The sequence below is a fragment of the Rhodopseudomonas parapalustris genome (assembly GCF_053772255.1).
Genome location: NZ_JAMKBZ010000003.1, coordinates 213567 through 229351 on the forward strand (window position 1 = coordinate 213567; position 15785 = coordinate 229351).

A 15785-nucleotide genomic window follows, 5' to 3' on the forward strand; every position below is an offset into this window, starting at 1 on the left:
CTAAGCCCCTTGTGTCGGCTCCTTGATCCGGAACCAAGCGATGTAGAGCGCGGGCAGGAACAACAACGTCAGCACGGTGCCGACGATGATGCCGCCCATCATTGCATAAGCCATCGGTCCCCAGAACACTTCTCGTGCGATCGGTATCAGCGCCAGGCTCGCCGCCGCCGCCGTCAGCATGATCGGCCGCATCCGGTGCTCGGTCGCCTCCACCACCGCATCCCAAGGTGGCCGTCCCTCGCTGCGCAACTGCTCGATCTGCACGATCAGGATCACAGAGTTCCGGATCAGAATGCCGATCAGCGCCAGCACGCCGAGGATGGCGACAAAGCCGAGCGGCGCGCGGCTCGGGAGCAGTGCGGCGACAACACCGATCAGCGCCAGCGGCGCCACCGCGAACACCAGGAACAGCCGCTGGAAGCTCTGGAGCTGGATCATCAGCACGGTGGCCATCACGAACAGCATGATCGGCACCACCGCGACGATCGGCGCCTGGGACTTGCCGCTCTCTTCGACCGCGCCGCCGACGGTGACCGAATAGCCGACCGGCAGCTTGGCGGTGAACTCGCCGACCGAATGCTTCAGCTGCTCCACCACCGTCGCCGGCTGGACTTCGTCGTTGAGGCTGGCTTTCACCGTCACGGTCGGCAGACGCGACCGGCGCCAGATCGTCGGCTGTTCGAGCTCGTAATGGAACGTTGCGACCGCGGCGAGCGGCACCGTCTGACCACCGCCTCCGGACAATTGCAGATTGCGCAGCGTTTCGATCGAGCCGCGCTCGGCGTCGTTGGCCCGGCCGACCACATTGATCAGATAGATGTCGTCGCGCACCTGGGTGATGGTTCCGCCGTCGAGGATGCTGTTGAGGGTCGAGGCGATGTCTTCGGAAGTGACGCCGAGCTGCCGGGCCTTGTCTTGCAGCACGTCGACCTTGATCACCCGCGCCGGCTCCATCCAGTCGAACACCACCTCGCCGAGATGCGGATTGGCCGCGACCACGCCGGCGAGCTGCTGCGCGAAGCCGCGCACTTTGGCGATGTCCGGCCCGCTGACGCGGTATTGAACCGGCCGTCCCACGGGAGGCCCGATATCGAGCAATTTCACCAGCGCGTCGGTGCCCGGGAAGGTTTTGCGCAAGTAAGCCTGCAGCTCCGGCCGCAGCCGGTCGCGGTCTTCCAGACTCTTGGTCACGATCACCATCTGACCGAAGGTCGCGGTGGAGGGCTCGACATCGAACGACAGCACGAAGCGCGGCGCGCCCTGCCCCACATAGGTCGACCAGTGATCGATCCCCGGCCGCCCCGCCAGCGCCTCACGCTCGAATTGCGCCATCTGCGCATTGGTCTCGGCGATCGAACTGTTCTGCGGCAAATTCCAATCGACGATCAGTTCCTTGCGATCGGAATTCGGGAAGAACTGCTGCTGCACGAAGCCCATGCCGACCAGCGACAGCGCGAATGCCGCCAGCGTCAGGCCGATCGTCAGCCAGCGATGCTGCATACAGAAGCCGAGCGTCCGACTGAACATCGTGCCGAACCGCCCCTTGGTCTCGTGATGGTGCTCCATCTTGTCGGGCAGGATGGTGACGCCGAGCAGCGGCGTGAACAGCACCGCGACAATCCAGGACGTCAGCAGCGACACCGCGATCACCACGAACAGCGTGAAGGTGAATTCGCCGGCGGCGCTGTTGTTGAGGCCGATCGGGATGAAGCCGGCCACCGTCACCAGCGTTCCGGTCAGCATCGGAAATGCGGTGGAGGTATAGACGTGGGTCGCCGCTTTGGAGAGCGAGTCGCCGACCTCCAGCCGCGCCACCATCATCTCGACCGCAATCATCGCGTCGTCGACCAGCAGGCCGAGCGCGATGATCAGCGCGCCCAGTGAAATCCGCTGCAGCGAGATTCCCGAATACGACATCACCATAAAGGTGATCGCCAGCACCAGCGGGATCGAAATCGCCACCACCAGGCCGGCGCGCATGCCGAGGCTGATGAAGCTGATCACCAGCACGATCGCCACCGCCTCGAACAGCGCCCGGGTGAAGCCCGACACTGCCTCGTCGACGATCTGCGGCTGGTCCGACACCAGATGCACTTCGGCGCCGACCGGCAGATCGGCGGAGATGCGCTTCATCTCCTCCTTCAGCGCCTCGCCGAACTGCAACAGATTGGCGCCGGCCTTCATGCCGATGGTGAGCGCGATCGCCGGTTCGCCGTTGAAGCGGAATAGCGAGGTCGGTGGATCGACATAGCCACGGCGGATGGTAGCGACCTCGGTCAGCGGGAAAAAGCGATCATTGACGCGCAGATTGATCGCCTTGAGGCTCTCCTCCGACGTGAATTGGCCGCTGACCCGGACGGCGATCCGCTCTGGTCCGGCCTGCAGCACGCCCGATGGCGTAATCGCGTTCTGCGCCTGCAGCGAGCTGACGATGGTCCGCTGATCGAGGCCGAGTGCGGCGACCTTGCGGGTCGAGAATTCGAGATAGATCACCTCGTCCTGCGCGCCGACGATGTCGACCCGGCCGACATTGGGCACCTGCAGCACCTTGGCGCGGACTTCCTCCACTTTGTCGCGCAACTGCCGCTGCGTCAGGCCGTCGCTGGTGAAGGCGTAGATGTTGCCGAACACGTCTCCGAAGCGGTCGTTGAAGGCCGGACCGACCACACCTTGCGGGAAGTCGCCCTTGATGTCGTTGATCATGTTGCGGACCCGCACCCAGGTGGGCTGCACGTCGCGGGCCTTGGTAGTGTCGCGCAAATTGACGAACACCGTCGTCTCGCCGGCGGTGGTGATGCTCTTGGTGTAGTCGAGCGACTCCAGCTCCTCGAGCTTCTTCTCGATCCGGTCGGTGACCTGCCGGGTGGTCTCCTCGGCCGAGGCGCCGGGCCACTTCGCCTGGATCACCATGGTCTTGATGGTGAAGGCGGGGTCTTCCTCGCGCCCGAGGTCGAGATACGAGAACAGCCCGGCCGCCATGAAGGCGATCATGAAGTACCAGACCAGCGAACGGTGCTGCAGCGCCCAGTCGGAGAGATTGAACGACTTCACGGCGTAACTTCCCGTTCGAACCGGACCATTTGGCCTTCCTGCAGATGATGAACTCCGGCCGTGACAATCCGCATGCCGGCCTCGAGACCGTCGGTGACCTGAACCATGCCGTCGTCGCCCGGCGCGATCTGCACGTTGCGCTTGCTGACCGAACCTTTGGCGGTGTCGATCACCCAGACGCTCGCCTGGTCGCCCTGGCGCAGGATCGCGGTTGACGGCAGGCGGAAGCCACGGCCCGGCTTGTTCGGAATCAGCGTGGCGATAGTGGTGCCCAGGCGGAACGTCTCGGGCGGATTCTCCAGCGTGATGCGGACCCGCCGCGCGCGCGTCACCTGGTCTGCCTGCGGAGCAATCTCGCGCACCTTGCCCTCGACCCGCACGCGCGGATCGAGCTGCAACGCGACGGTCAGCGGCGTGCCGATCTTCAGCACGCCGACCAGATCCTCGGCGACGTCGATCACCGCCTCACGGACGTCCGGCCGGGCAACGGTGGCGACCATCTGGCCGGGATTGACGACCTGACCGACCTGCGCCCCGACCGCCGTGACGACGCCGGCATATTGCGCTTCGACCTGGGTGTAGCTCAGCTGCTCGCGCGCCTTGGTCAGCGCCGACTGCGCCCGCACCACGGCGGCTTGCGCGGCCGCGTCGCCTTGCTCGGCGCTGTCCAGCGTCGCCTTGGTCGTGGCACCGGTTTCGATCAGCGTGCGCTGCCGGTTGGCGGTGCCGCTGGCATTGACCAATTGGGCTTGCGCGGTGGCAAGATCCGCCTGGGCCGAACGCACCGCCAGCTCGGCTGCGAATGGGTCGACCGCAGCCAAAGTCTGGCCCTTCTCCACCAGATCGCCGACATTCACCGGGCGCGCAATCAGGCGGCCGAGCATGCGAAAGCCGTAGTCGGTCTTGAACCGAGGTTCGACGGTGCCGACCACCGCCAGATTGGTCGCCTGCAGCGGCGCCACCACCATCGACAGCACCGGCCGGACCACCGGCTTGGTTTCGGACTTGTCGTCGCAGCCGGCGACCAGGAGCGCCGCCGCGATCACCGCAAGGAACCGTGGCGCGGTCATGCGGCGCCTCCTGCTTCGGCGACGATCTGGCCGGGTCGCAGCATCTTACCGCCGTCGATCACGACGCGGTCACCGACCGCTAGGCCGCCACCGATCACCACCGAGTCGGTCTCGTAGCTTTCGATCGCCACGCTTTTCAGCGACACCTCATGGGTATTGGGGTCGACCAACCAAACCGCGGCGCCGCTTTGGTCGGCGGTCAGCGCGCTCCACGGCAGCACGATCTTGTCGACGGCACGGCTGTAGCCCTCGCCGACCAGCGCGCTGCCAAGCGTCATCTCGGGGGGCGGATTCTCGATCGACAGCTTGACCCGGACCGAGCCGGTCTTCGGATCGACGGTCGGCGAAACCTCGCGAAGCTTCGCCTCCGCTTTCACCGCCGGATTGGAAACCAGCCACACCTTGATCATATCGCTGCTGACCGGAATCAGAAAAATCGCCTCGTAAACATCGAATACCGCGTCGCGCGCGCCGTCTTCGGCGAGCGTGTAGGCGGCCTGCGCCGATTGCGCGACCTGCCCGACCTCGATGTTGCGCGCCGTGATGATCCCTGCAGCGCTGGCGCGCAGCTCGGTGTAGCCGAGCGCGTCCTTGGCGATGCCGAGCTGAGCTTTGGCTGTATCGAGCGAGCCTTCCGCCGCGCGCAGCCCCTCCTGCGCCTGATCGAACGCGACCCGGGTGGTGAAGCCCGACGCCATCAGCGACTTCTGGCGCTCGAAGGTGGCGGTGGAGAGACGGAGCTGGGCCTCGGCGGCAGTCAGCGCCGCCTGCGCGCCCACCAGATCGGCGCGCTGTTCGGTCGGATCGAGCCGGGCCAAGATATCGCCCGCCTTGACGTGGGCCCCGACGTCCACCAGCCGCTCGACCACCCGGCCGCTCACCCGGAACGACAATTCAGTCGAAACGCGCGCCTGAACGTCGCCGGTCAACCGAATGACCGTGCGGCGGGGCTCGGTGTGAACGACCTCCGTCTTCACGAGCGTGACAGGGCGTTCCCGCCGAGCCTCTTCGCCGCATCCGGCAAGGGAAGCAGCAACTAGCAGCAGCACCACGGTTCTCAGCCGAAGCATCAAAAATTCGCCCATTGGATCAAGCGCATTGCAGCACAATATTATTGACTGACTCGAAAGTCAATAGTAAAACTACGTGATCGGAGTTCGCCCATGTCCCTTGCCGCCACCAAACGCTCGCGCCGCAAGGCCGAGCGCCCCTCGGAAATCCTCGACGCTGCGTTCGAGGAGTTCGTCGTGCACGGCTACGCGGCCACCCGCCTCGAGGACGTCGCGGCGCGTGCCGGTGTTACTAAAGGCACGATCTATTTCTATTTCGACACCAAGGAGCGGGTGTTCGAAGAAATGGTCCGGCACAAATCACAATCGTTCTTGCCGGGCCTGAAGGACTACGCACTCACCCTCCCCGGCTCGGCCACCGAACGGCTGCGCAGCCTGATCGCCTTCACCTATGGCCACATTGCGGAGAACCGCGAGTCGCGCGAAATCCTGCGCTTCCTGATCGCCGAGGGCGGCCGCTTCCCCGACTTGGTCGATCGCCACCACGACGAATTTGTGGCGCCGATCATCGATCAGTTCAGGGAAGTCATCGAACAAGGCGTCGCCGCTGGCGAATTCCGCGATGCGCCCGCGACCGGCTTCACCGAGATCGTGATGAGTCCGGCAGTGTTGCTCAGCCTGTGGTCGCTCCTGTTCGGTACACGCAAGGAAGTCGATTTCGCCGCCTTCACCGAAGCCAGCGTCGATCTGCTGCTGCGCGGTCTTGCGAAACCCTGACGCGCCACCCGCGACGCGCGTGCTGACACTCTGGCGCCTCGCGAGGCTTTTCTGAGGCGCGGGATGCACTATCTACAGCCTTCACATCCCCAAGGCTGTCCTCCATGAAGAAGATCGGTTTCCTTTCGTTCGGCCATTGGTCGCCGCAGTCACGCACGCGTTCGGCCGCCGATGCGCTGCTCGAGACCATCGATCTGGCGCAAGCCGCCGAACAGCTCGGCGCCGACGGCGCTTACGTCCGCGTGCATCATTTCGCCCGGCAACTCGCCTCGCCCTTCCCGCTGCTCGCCGCGATCGGCGCCAGGACCAAGCGCATCGAGATCGGCACCGCCGTGATCGACATGCGCTACGAGAATCCGCTGTACATGGCCGAGGACGCCGGCGCCGCCGATCTGATCGCCGGCGGCCGGCTGCAGCTCGGCATCAGCCGCGGCTCGCCGGAGCAGGTGATCGATGGCTGGCGCTATTTCGGCTATCAGCCCGCCGATGGCGAGAGCGATGCGGATATGGGCCGACGCCACGCCGAGGTGCTGCTCGACGTGCTGCGCGGCCAGGGCTTCGCGCAACCCAACCCGCGGCCGATGTTTCCCAATCCGCCGGGCCTGTTGCGGCTCGAGCCGTATTCGGAAGGCTTGCGCGACCGGATCTGGTGGGGCGCCGGCTCCAACGCCACCGCGGTGTGGGCCGCCAAGCTCGGCATGAACCTGCAGAGTTCGACGCTGAAGAACGACGAGACCGGCGAGCCATTTCACGTTCAGCAGGCGACGCAGATCCGCGCCTATCGCGAAGCCTGGAAAGAAGCCGGTCACACCCGGACGCCGCGCGTCTCAGTCAGCCGCAGCATCTTCCCGCTGGTCGACGACCGCGACCGCGCCTATTTCGGCCGCGAGAGCGAGCAGCAGGATCAGATCGGCTATCTCGACGAACAGACCCGCGCGATTTTCGGCCGCTCTTACGCCGCCGAGCCGGCTGCGCTGATCGAACAGCTCAAGGCGGACGAGGCAATCGCCGAAGCCGACACGCTATTGCTGACGATCCCCAATCAGCTCGGCGTCGATTACAACGCCCATGTGATCGAGGCCATCCTCACCCACATCGCGCCGGCGCTCGGCTGGCGCTGATTCGCACAGTGCGCCCGCAACGCTGATCTGCGTGCATAACACCGAACGGAACCGCCGCGGGTGCTCGACGCGGCGCGCCCAGGTTGTTAAGCCCCCTGCTCGCGAAAGGAGACCTCGGGCCGAGCCATGACCGTTGCGATCGAAATGGGGCAAACCAATTCAGGCGCAACCGCGGCTCTCGATCTCGAGGAACTGCTGGCGACGCGGCTGTTGGTGCAGGGCAATTCCGGCTCGGGCAAGTCGCATCTGCTGCGGCGTCTGCTGGAGCAGAGCGCGCCGTGGGTGCAGCAGGCGATCATCGATCCGGAAGGCGACTTCGTCACGCTGGCCGAACGCTTCGGCCATCTCGTGATCGATGCCGAGGACCACACCGAGCGCGGCCTGCAGGTCGCCGGCGAGCGCGCCCGCATCCACCGCGTCTCTGCGGTGCTCAATCTCGAAGGCTTGGACGCCGAGAACCAGATGCGCCGCGCGGCGGCGTATCTCGACGGCATGTTCAACACCGCGCGCGACCATTGGTATCCGATGTTGGTGGTCGTCGACGAAGCACAGTTGTTCGCGCCCGCGGTCGCCGGCGAAGTCTCCGACGAAGCGCGCAAACTGTCGCTCGGCGCGATGACCAATCTGATGTGCCGCGGCCGCAAGCGCGGCCTCGCCGGCGTCATCGCCACCCAGCGCCTCGCCAAACTCGCCAAGAACGTCGCGGCCGAAGCCTCGAACTTCCTGATGGGCCGCACCTTCCTCGATATCGACATGGCGCGCGCCGCCGATCTGCTCGGCATGGAGCGGCGCCAAGCCGAAGCGTTCCGCGATCTCGAGCGCGGCCAGTTCATGGCGCTCGGACCAGCGCTGTCGCGGCGTCCTCTCGGCCTGCGGATCGGGCCGACCGAAACGCACCCGCGCAACGCCACGCCGCGCCTGATGCCGCTGCCGGAAGCGGGCCTCGAAGATGCGCGCGCCGTGATCCTTGCCGCGCCACCGCCGGAAAGCGTGGTCACGCGGTCGCAACGCCGCACGCCGGCGCCCGATTTGCTCAGCCAGTTGATGGCGGCCAAGTCCGTCGCGATCGAGACCGCGCCCGAGCCGGAGGCGCCGCCGCTGAGCGACGAGCAGATCGCAGAGCGCCGCGACCGGCTCGATCGGATCCTGCGCGCGATCCTCGCCGAACCCGACGCCGGCTTCCGCGCCATCGGCGTGCTGTATCAGGAGTTCGTGGTCCGCTGCCGGATCGAAGGCCTCGCCACCGCGATTCCGGACATGACCGAATTTCGCCGGATGCTGACTCACGCCCGCGCCGGCCTCACCGCCGAGATGGCGGCGGACGATGCCTGGCAGGACGTCACGCTGCGCGCCTCCACTCTGCCGGACGATATGCAGGGCGTGTTCATGATCATCGCCCGCGCCGCCAAGGAAGGCTGGCCCTGCCCCGGCGACGCCGCGATCGCGCGGGCCTACGGCACCCACTCGCTGCGCCGTGCCCGCCGGCTGCTGACCTACATCGAAGAACAGGGCCTGATCGTCTGCCAGTTCGACGGCGCCGGCCGCCGCACCGTGACGCTGGTCGAACTCGCCTGGGCGACCGCTCCCGGCGATCCGAACGCGGACGAAGACTTGGCCGCAGACGAAGAGCGTCGCGCCGCCTCGGCGTGAACCTCGCCGCCCCGTCAGGCCAGAAAACGGTTCAAGTCGGCGCGCCGATTTGCGATACGAGAGGCAATCGCAGTTTTGCCGATGCCAGGAGGATCGCCATGAAGACACGGGCCGCCGTCGCGTTCGAGGCCAAGAAGCCGCTCGAAATCGTCGAGCTCGACCTCGAAGGGCCGAAGGCCGGCGAAGTCCTGGTCGAGATCAAGGCGACCGGCATCTGCCACACCGACGCCTACACGCTCGATGGCTTGGACTCAGAAGGGATCTTCCCCTCGATCCTCGGCCACGAAGGCGCGGGCATCGTGCGCGAGGTCGGCCCCGGCGTGACTTCGGTGAAGCCGGGCGATCACGTCATTCCGCTGTACACACCGGAATGCCGGCAGTGCAAAAGCTGTCTGAGCCAGAAGACCAACCTCTGCACCGCGATCCGCGCCACACAGGGCAAGGGCTTGATGCCGGACGGCACCTCGCGCTTTTCCTACAAGGGCCAGACCATCTATCACTACATGGGCTGCTCGACGTTCTCGAACTTCACCGTGCTGCCGGAGATCGCGGTCGCCAAGATCCGCGACGACGCGCCGTTCGATAAGAGCTGCTACATCGGCTGCGGCGTCACCACCGGCGTCGGCGCCGTGGTCAACACCGCCAAGGTCACGCCCGGCTCCAACGTCGTGGTGTTCGGCCTCGGCGGCATCGGCCTCAACGTCATCCAGGGCGCCAAGATGGTCGGTGCCGATAGAATCGTCGGCGTCGACATCAACGACGACAAGGAAGAATGGGGCCGTCGCTTCGGCATGACCCATTTCGTCAACCCGAAGAAAATCGAGGGCGACATCGTCCAGCATCTCGTCGGCCTCACCGACGGCGGTGCCGACTACACCTTCGACTGCACCGGCAACACCAATGTGATGCGCCAGGCGCTGGAAGCCTGCCATCGCGGCTGGGGCGTCTCGGTGGTGATCGGCGTGGCGGAAGCCGGCAAAGAAATCTCGACCCGCCCGTTCCAGCTCGTCACCGGCCGGGTGTGGAAAGGCAGCGCGTTCGGCGGCGCCCGCGGCCGCACCGACGTGCCGAAGATCGTCGACTGGTACATGAACGGCAAGATCGAGATCGACCCGATGATCACCCATGTGCTGAAGCTCGAGGACATCAACAAGGGCTTCGACCTGATGCACGAAGGCAAATCGATCCGCTCGGTGGTGGTGTTCTAGAGCAGTTCATCACTCGATCGAAGCGACCCCTCACATCTGGCGAAAGTTAGTTATCGGGCGAAGCGCTTCCAAGTCATTGCGAGCCAACGGGTCCGGCCTCTGGCCGGCCCGATGACAGGCTCCGCGAAGCAATCCAGAGGCTCGATGCACTGAGCTGGATTGCTTCGTCGCTTCGCTCCTCGCAATGACGGAGCCATTGTCCTGCCGCCAGCCCGAACTCACGACGGCTGGCTTTCGCGGGACGAAAGCGGCCAAAGTCCTGTTCGCCCCTCACCGCCCTGCCTTGCCCGAGAACATCAGTTCGAGCTGCGCCTCGAACAGTCCGGCAATGTCGATCGGGTGCTCGCGATCGATCAGTTGGTTATTGAGAATGCCCATCCACACCGGCGCGATCAGCAGATGCGGGTGGCGGATCAGGCGATCGTCGGGCAGCTCGCCGCGACGGCGCGCCACCGGCGCCAAGCGCTTGATCTGGTCGAGCACCGGATCGAACATCTCACGGCGATAGATCTCCACCAGCGCCGGAAACCGCACGCCCTCGACGATCACCAGCCGCGCGATCGCCGCCCGACCCTTGCGTTCGATCTCGCCGAGCGCGATCAGCAGCGTGCGGCGCAGGAACGCCTGCACGCTCTCGTCCCGCCCACGCCGTTCCTCCAGTACATCGCCGAGCGCACCGACCAGCTCCTGCTGCACCACACCGGCAAACAGCTCTTCCTTGGTCGCGAAGTAACGATATGGCGTGCCCTTGGCGACGCCGGCGCGCTGCGCCACGCTCGCGATGGTGGCATCGGCAAAGCCCTTATCGAGGAACTCGGCGAGTGCCGCCCGCACGATGCTCGCTTTGGTTTGCGCGGTCTTGTCCGGGCTCGGCCCGCGCGGGCGAACAGTCCGCTTGGACCGATGCGGCGCATCGCTGGTCGACATTTTTCCGGGCGTCTGTTTCGGCTTACGCATAGCGGTGTCCTGAGCGATCGAAACGGCACGATGTCGGGCGGGCCGTCATCTTGACATAAAATGACCCCATGGTCATTTATGTAAAGGTCGCGTGCGACACCAGCCTTCTCTTTCAGGAAGGCTCCGCACGCCCCTCCTCACCCGGATCTTGGGATTTTTCGCCGATGTCGCTGCCCGACGAGCAGCAATGGCTGTTTGCGTTCAAGACGTTCGCCGCTGCGATGCTGGCGATGGCGATCGGGCTGTGGCTCGATCTGCCGCGGCCGTATTGGGCGGTGGCGACGGTCTACATCACCTCGCATCCGCTCTCCGGCACGACGCGGTCGAAGGCGGTGTTCCGCGTCATCGGCACGCTGATCGGCGCCTGCGTCGCGGTGGCGATCGTGCCCAATCTCGCTGGCGCGCCGCCGCTGCTGGTACTGACGATCGCGCTGTGGTCGGCACTGTGCATCTACGTCTCGGTGCTCGACCGTTCGCCGCGCAGCTACGTGGCAATGCTGGCAGGCTACACCACCGCGCTGATCGGCTTTCCGACCGTCGATACGCCGAACCAGATCTTCGACATCGCGCTGGCGCGAACCGAGGAGATCGTGCTCGGCATCACCTGCGCGGCCGTGGTCTCCAGCGTGGTGTTTCCGCGCTCGGTCGGCCCGCTCGCGGCGCAGCGGGTCAAGGCCTGGTTCAAGCATGCCCATGCCAGCGTCCGCGACGCCGTCAGCCTGAACAAGAGCCCGGCCGCCGAGACGCACCGCCTGCAGCTCGCCGCCGACTCCGCCGACATCGAAAACCTCGTCACCTTCCTCAGCTACGACACCAATCTCGACCAGAGCGCGACGCGTTGGATCAAGCAATTGCATCCACGGATGCTGCTCCTGCTGCCGGTGATGTCGTCGGTCGCCGATCGCCTCGACGAACTCCAGCCGCTGGGCGGCCCGTCGGCGCCGGTGGCAGCGCTGGTCGAGCGAACCCGCGTGTGGCTGGAGGGCGACGAGCCCGGCGATGCGGCGGTCCGCGACGCGCTGCTGACCGACGTTCAGGCCGCGATCGATCGGCAGCCGCATCGCGCCGCTTGGCGCAACCTCGTCGAACTCGGATTGCTGATGCGGCTGCGCGACCTGCTCAACATCCAGTCCGACTGCATCGCACTCGCCGCAGCGACCACCGGCAACGTGACCACGCTCGACGCGCCGCTGCACTACCCGATCGAACAGCACGTCGCCGTGGTCAGGCATCAGGATCACGGGATGGCCCTGCTCGCGGCGTTCGTCACGCTGTTCACGGTTATCCTGTGCTGCAGCTTCTGGATCGTCAGTGCCTGGCCGTCGGGCGGCATCGCGGCGATGATGGCGACGATCGGCACCAGCCTGTTCGCGGCACGCGACGATCCTTATCCGTCGATCGTCGGCCTCACCAAATGGACCATCGTGGCCGCCATCGCAGCGGCGTTCTATCTGCTGGTGATCCTGCCGGCGCTGCACAATTTCGAGAGTCTGGCTCTGGTCCTGGCGCCCGCCTTCGTTCTGTTCGGCCTTCTGATGGCTGCGCCTGCCACCTATCCGATCGGCCTTGGTCTTGCGGTGAACACCGCCAGTCTGATCGCACTGCAGGAGATGTACAGCTTCGATACCGCGGGCTTCCTCAACTCGACCGTCGCCGTGATCACCGGCACCGGCCTGGCCGCGCTGGTCACCGCCGTGCTGCGACCTGTCGGCGCCGAATGGAGCGCGCTGCGCCTGATCAACGCCAACCGCACCACGCTGGCGCAGGCCGCCGATATCAGCAGCGAAAACCAGCGCGCCAGCGTCGCGGGACTGATGATCGACCGAATGATGCTGCTGGCGCCGCGCGCCGCCGCCGCCGGCCACACCATGCCCGAAGCGCTGCGCGAGCTGCGGGCCGGCTTCAACATTCTCGACCTGCACCGGGCCCGGCGTGAGCTGCGGCGCGGCGCTCGTCGCCGGCTGGAACTGCTGCTGATCCGGCTGGAGCGGCACTACGCGTCAGCTTCATCGGCGCCGCCGGCCGGACTACTCAGAACGCTCGACCGCGCCCTCGCCGCGGTTCGCGACGAGCCGAGCGCCACCGCGCGGCGCGCGGTGCTCGGCCTCGTCGGCCTGCGCCGCTGCCTATTCCCGGCCGCCAAGCCGCCGCAACTCGCCGGCGCGGAGTTTCCATGACTGCTGAACTCAACATCCTCGGCGTGTTCGTGCCGACCATCCTGATCTGCGCCGCCGCGGCCTTCATTCTCACCAGCCTGGTGTCGCGCCTGCTGGTGTGGCTCAACTTCTATCACCTCGTCTGGCATCACACCTTGTTCAACCTCACCATCTTCGTCGTCATCGTGTTCGTCGCACTCGGCCTGGTTTCGGGGTGGCCGCAATGAAAGGGCCAGCCATGGGAAAGACTCCGCTTCTGCTCGTCCGCCTCAGTGTCACCACGCTCGGCGTCCTGATCGCCGCGCTGATCGGCTGGCGGCTGTGGGTGCACTACGAGATCGATCCGTGGACCCGCGACGGCCGTGTGCGCGCCGACATCGTCGCGGTGGCGCCGGACGTCTCCGGCCTCGTCTCCGAGGTGCTGGTCGTCGACAACCAGGTAGTGAAGAAGGGCGACATCCTGTTCCGGATCGATCGCGAGCGCTTCACCTTGGCGCTGCGCCAGGCCGACGCCGCGGTCGAAGGTCGCGTCGCCGCGCTCGACGCCGCCAACAAGGATCTGGCACGCTATCGCAATCTCAGCAGCGACGCCGTCACCGAGCAGAAGCGCGAGCAGATCACCGCGGCCCAGGCCGAGGCCGAAGCCGCCCTACATCAGGCGATGGCCGATCGCGACATCGCCAAGCTCAATCTCGACCGCTCGGAAGTCCGCGCCCAGGTCGGCGGCCTGATCACCAATTTCGATCTCCGTCCCGGCGCCTATGTCCACGCCGGCGCCGGCGTCGCTGCGCTGATCGATCAGGCGACTCTACACGTCGATGGTTACTTCGAGGAAACCAAGCTGCCGTCGATCAAAGTCGGCGACCATGCCGAGGTCCGGTTGATGGGCGAGCGCAGCCCGCTCTATGGTCACGTCCAGAGCATCGCAGGCGGCATCGAGGATCGCGACCGCAGCGCCGGCGCCAAGCTGCTGCCGAACGTCAACCCGACATTCAACTGGGTGCGGCTGGCACAGCGAATTCCGGTGCGCATTGCGCTCGACCACGTGCCGCCCGAGGTCCGCCTCGTAGTCGGCCGCACCGCCACCGTGGTGATCGAGCGCCGCGGCGGCTGAACACGCTGCACAACTTAGCTTCCGTCATTCCGGATTGCGCGCTCTTGCGCGCAAGTCCGGAATCCATAGTCCCTGGACTCGCGGTGACGCACTGAGGCGGCGAAGCTCGTCCAAGAAACAGAAACCGGTGGTTATGGATTCCGGGCTCGCGCTCCGCGCGCCCCGGAATGACGAAATAGAGGCTGCGTTACTCGCTTTCCACCGTCCCACCGGCAAAATTGCGATACAGGAAGCGGTCACTGCCGGACTCGGCCTCCGTTTCTGCGGTCTTGAAGATGCGGTCGTGCAGTGGCGACAGTGCGCAGGCGGGATCGGTCGCGGCAGCGTCGCCGGCCAATGCGAAGGCCTGACAGCGGCAGCCGCCGAAATCGATCTCCTTGAACGCGCAGCTCGCGCACGGCTCTCGCATCCATCTGGTGCCGCGATAGCGATTGAACGCCTCGGCACTCCGCCAGATCTCGGCGATCGACGCGCCGTTCCGCACCGACGGGAAGTCGAGCCCGGTGATGGTCTCGGCGGCATGGCACGGCAGCACCTTGCCGCTCGGCGAGATGTTGAAGAATTGCCGGCCCCAGCCGCCCATGCACTTCTTCGGCCGCGCCGCGTAGTAATCCGGGATCACATAGTCGATCGCGAGCTGGCCTTTCAGCCGCTCGCGCGCCGCCTCGACGGTCGCGGTACAGTCCTCGATCTGCGCAAGCGTCGGCATCAGCGCGGCGCGGTTCTTCAGCGCCCAACCGTAATACTGCACATTGGCGACTTCGAGCCGGTCGGCATCGAGCGCGAGCGCCATCGCGATGATGTCCGGCAATAGATGCAGGTTCTGCCGGTGCATCACCGCATTGACGGTGAGCGGCAGATCGAGCTCGCGGGTCCAGCGCGCGACCTCGAGCTTCTTGGCGTGCCCGCCGGCAAAGCCACCGACGCGGTCGGCCAGCGAAGCCTCGCTGCCCTGAAAGCTGATCTGCACATGGGCGAGCCCGGCATCGGCCAGTGCCGCCAGCCGCTCCCGGCTGAGCAGCACCGCCGAGGTGATCAGGTTGGTGTAGAGCCCGACCTCGGTGGCATGACGCACCAGTTCGACCAGATCCTTGCGCGCCGTCGGCTCGCCGCCGGAGAAATGCACCTGCAGCACGCCGATGCGCGCAAGCTCGCTGAGCACCCGCTTCCATTCGTCGGTCGACAGCTCCGCGCCGCCGCGCTCAAGCTCCAGCGGATTGGAGCAATACGGGCATTGCAGCGGGCAGCGATGCGTCAGCTCCAGCAACACCGCCAGCGGAATTCCGAACGTCTCTGCGACGCTGCCGGGCTTCTCCAGCACGGCAATGCCGTCGGTCGTCGCAACGCTGGCAGCAGTCTCGGTCACGGCGCGGTCTCCCGCGCCTCGGTGAGAAAGCCCTTGTCGGCGAGATCCTGCAGCATCGCGATCACATCGCGGCCGATCTCGGCGCGGCCCGCGGCGTACTTCGCCGCCAGCGCATCGATGATGGCCACCACATCGCGCGCGCCGTCGCAGAGCTGCAGGATTTCAACCGCGATCTCGTCCGGCGCCAGCACCCGTTCGGGCGCCAGGATCACCCAACGCTGCCGCGTCTCGTCGAACTTCAGCCGGGCGTGGCGTGGCAGCACCGGGCGGCTGGTCTCGCTGACGCTGATGCGGCGCGGCGCCAT

General features: G+C 66.1%; 13 protein-coding genes. 7 read left to right on the forward strand and 6 right to left on the reverse strand.

What is annotated here, in order from left to right; genetic code table 11:
* From M9H71_RS04495 to M9H71_RS04505, 3 genes are read right to left on the reverse strand one after another with little or no spacing between them, the layout of a single operon-like run.
* Nucleotides 1–3051, reverse strand: coding sequence for an efflux RND transporter permease subunit (locus tag M9H71_RS04495; RefSeq protein WP_455403886.1), 3051 nt, complete (start codon nucleotides 3049–3051; stop codon nucleotides 1–3).
* A complete protein-coding gene (locus M9H71_RS04500) occupies nucleotides 3048–4121 on the reverse strand; it encodes an efflux RND transporter periplasmic adaptor subunit (RefSeq protein ID WP_455403887.1) in 1074 nt (357 codons plus the stop codon). Before M9H71_RS04500 ends, M9H71_RS04495 begins: the two co-directional genes overlap by 4 nt.
* Nucleotides 4118–5206 (reverse strand): efflux RND transporter periplasmic adaptor subunit, encoded by a 1089-nt coding sequence (locus tag M9H71_RS04505; RefSeq protein ID WP_455403888.1) that lies wholly within the window; start codon nucleotides 5204–5206, stop codon nucleotides 4118–4120. Before M9H71_RS04505 ends, M9H71_RS04500 begins: the two co-directional genes overlap by 4 nt.
* 78 nt (nucleotides 5207–5284) lie before the next feature.
* Here M9H71_RS04505 and M9H71_RS04510 point away from each other — a divergent pair, with 78 nt between their 5' ends.
* The 4 genes from M9H71_RS04510 (at nucleotide 5285) to M9H71_RS04525 (ending at nucleotide 9887) form a co-directional block, all read left to right on the forward strand.
* Nucleotides 5285–5908 (forward strand): TetR/AcrR family transcriptional regulator, encoded by a 624-nt coding sequence (locus M9H71_RS04510; RefSeq protein WP_455403889.1) that lies wholly within the window; start codon nucleotides 5285–5287, stop codon nucleotides 5906–5908.
* Between the two features lie 104 nt (nucleotides 5909–6012).
* Nucleotides 6013–7029: an LLM class flavin-dependent oxidoreductase gene (locus M9H71_RS04515; protein ID WP_455403890.1), complete on the forward strand. Its 1017-nt coding sequence runs from the start codon at nucleotides 6013–6015 to the stop codon at nucleotides 7027–7029.
* Between the two features lie 126 nt (nucleotides 7030–7155).
* Nucleotides 7156–8679, forward strand: coding sequence for a helicase HerA domain-containing protein (locus tag M9H71_RS04520; RefSeq protein WP_455403891.1), 1524 nt, complete (start codon nucleotides 7156–7158; stop codon nucleotides 8677–8679).
* Nucleotides 8680–8777: 98 nt separating this feature from the next.
* Nucleotides 8778–9887, forward strand: a complete 1110-nt coding sequence (locus M9H71_RS04525; RefSeq protein ID WP_455403892.1) for an S-(hydroxymethyl)glutathione dehydrogenase/class III alcohol dehydrogenase — start codon at nucleotides 8778–8780, stop codon at nucleotides 9885–9887.
* A 270-nt stretch (nucleotides 9888–10157) separates the two neighbouring features.
* Here M9H71_RS04525 and M9H71_RS04530 read toward each other — a convergent pair whose 3' ends face one another.
* Entirely contained in the window at nucleotides 10158–10844 is a 687-nt protein-coding gene (locus M9H71_RS04530) for a TetR/AcrR family transcriptional regulator (RefSeq protein WP_455403893.1), read from the reverse strand.
* Between the two features lie 164 nt (nucleotides 10845–11008).
* Here M9H71_RS04530 and M9H71_RS04535 point away from each other — a divergent pair, with 164 nt between their 5' ends.
* Genes M9H71_RS04535 through M9H71_RS04545 form a run of 3 tightly spaced genes read left to right on the forward strand, consistent with a single transcriptional unit; the run spans nucleotide 11009 to nucleotide 14114 of the window.
* A complete protein-coding gene (locus tag M9H71_RS04535; protein WP_455403894.1) occupies nucleotides 11009–13021 on the forward strand; it encodes an FUSC family protein in 2013 nt (670 codons plus the stop codon).
* Nucleotides 13018–13227, forward strand: a complete 210-nt coding sequence (locus tag M9H71_RS04540) for a DUF1656 domain-containing protein (protein ID WP_011157507.1) — start codon at nucleotides 13018–13020, stop codon at nucleotides 13225–13227. Before M9H71_RS04535 ends, M9H71_RS04540 begins: the two co-directional genes overlap by 4 nt.
* An 11-nt stretch (nucleotides 13228–13238) precedes the next feature.
* Nucleotides 13239–14114 (forward strand): efflux RND transporter periplasmic adaptor subunit, encoded by an 876-nt coding sequence (locus M9H71_RS04545; RefSeq protein ID WP_455403895.1) that lies wholly within the window; start codon nucleotides 13239–13241, stop codon nucleotides 14112–14114.
* Nucleotides 14115–14301: 187 nt separating this feature from the next.
* Here M9H71_RS04545 and pqqE read toward each other — a convergent pair whose 3' ends face one another.
* Complete coding sequence (gene pqqE / locus M9H71_RS04550; RefSeq protein ID WP_455403896.1) at nucleotides 14302–15480, reverse strand: pyrroloquinoline quinone biosynthesis protein PqqE; 1179 nt, start codon at nucleotides 15478–15480, stop codon at nucleotides 14302–14304.
* Nucleotides 15477–15785, reverse strand: a complete 309-nt coding sequence (gene pqqD / locus M9H71_RS04555; RefSeq protein WP_455403897.1) for a pyrroloquinoline quinone biosynthesis peptide chaperone PqqD — start codon at nucleotides 15783–15785, stop codon at nucleotides 15477–15479. Before pqqD ends, pqqE begins: the two co-directional genes overlap by 4 nt.

Bases quoted from the DNA above. Each gene is read 5' to 3' on its own strand.
- M9H71_RS04535 (WP_455403894.1), top strand. From the start codon at position 11,009: ATGTCGCTGCCCGACGAGCAGCAATGGCTGTTTGCGTTCAAGACGTTC.
- M9H71_RS04545 (WP_455403895.1), top strand. From the start codon at position 13,239: ATGGGAAAGACTCCGCTTCTGCTCGTCCGCCTCAGTGTCACCACGCTC.
- M9H71_RS04525 (WP_455403892.1), top strand. From the start codon at position 8,778: ATGAAGACACGGGCCGCCGTCGCGTTCGAGGCCAAGAAGCCGCTCGAA.
- M9H71_RS04530 (WP_455403893.1), bottom strand. From the start codon at position 10,844: ATGCGTAAGCCGAAACAGACGCCCGGAAAAATGTCGACCAGCGATGCG.
- M9H71_RS04515 (WP_455403890.1), top strand. From the start codon at position 6,013: ATGAAGAAGATCGGTTTCCTTTCGTTCGGCCATTGGTCGCCGCAGTCA.
- M9H71_RS04520 (WP_455403891.1), top strand. From the start codon at position 7,156: ATGACCGTTGCGATCGAAATGGGGCAAACCAATTCAGGCGCAACCGCG.
- M9H71_RS04500 (WP_455403887.1), bottom strand. From the start codon at position 4,121: ATGACCGCGCCACGGTTCCTTGCGGTGATCGCGGCGGCGCTCCTGGTC.
- M9H71_RS04505 (WP_455403888.1), bottom strand. From the start codon at position 5,206: ATGGGCGAATTTTTGATGCTTCGGCTGAGAACCGTGGTGCTGCTGCTA.
- M9H71_RS04540 (WP_011157507.1), top strand. From the start codon at position 13,018: ATGACTGCTGAACTCAACATCCTCGGCGTGTTCGTGCCGACCATCCTG.
- pqqD (WP_455403897.1), bottom strand. From the start codon at position 15,785: ATGGCGCCGCGCCGCATCAGCGTCAGCGAGACCAGCCGCCCGGTGCTG.
- M9H71_RS04510 (WP_455403889.1), top strand. From the start codon at position 5,285: ATGTCCCTTGCCGCCACCAAACGCTCGCGCCGCAAGGCCGAGCGCCCC.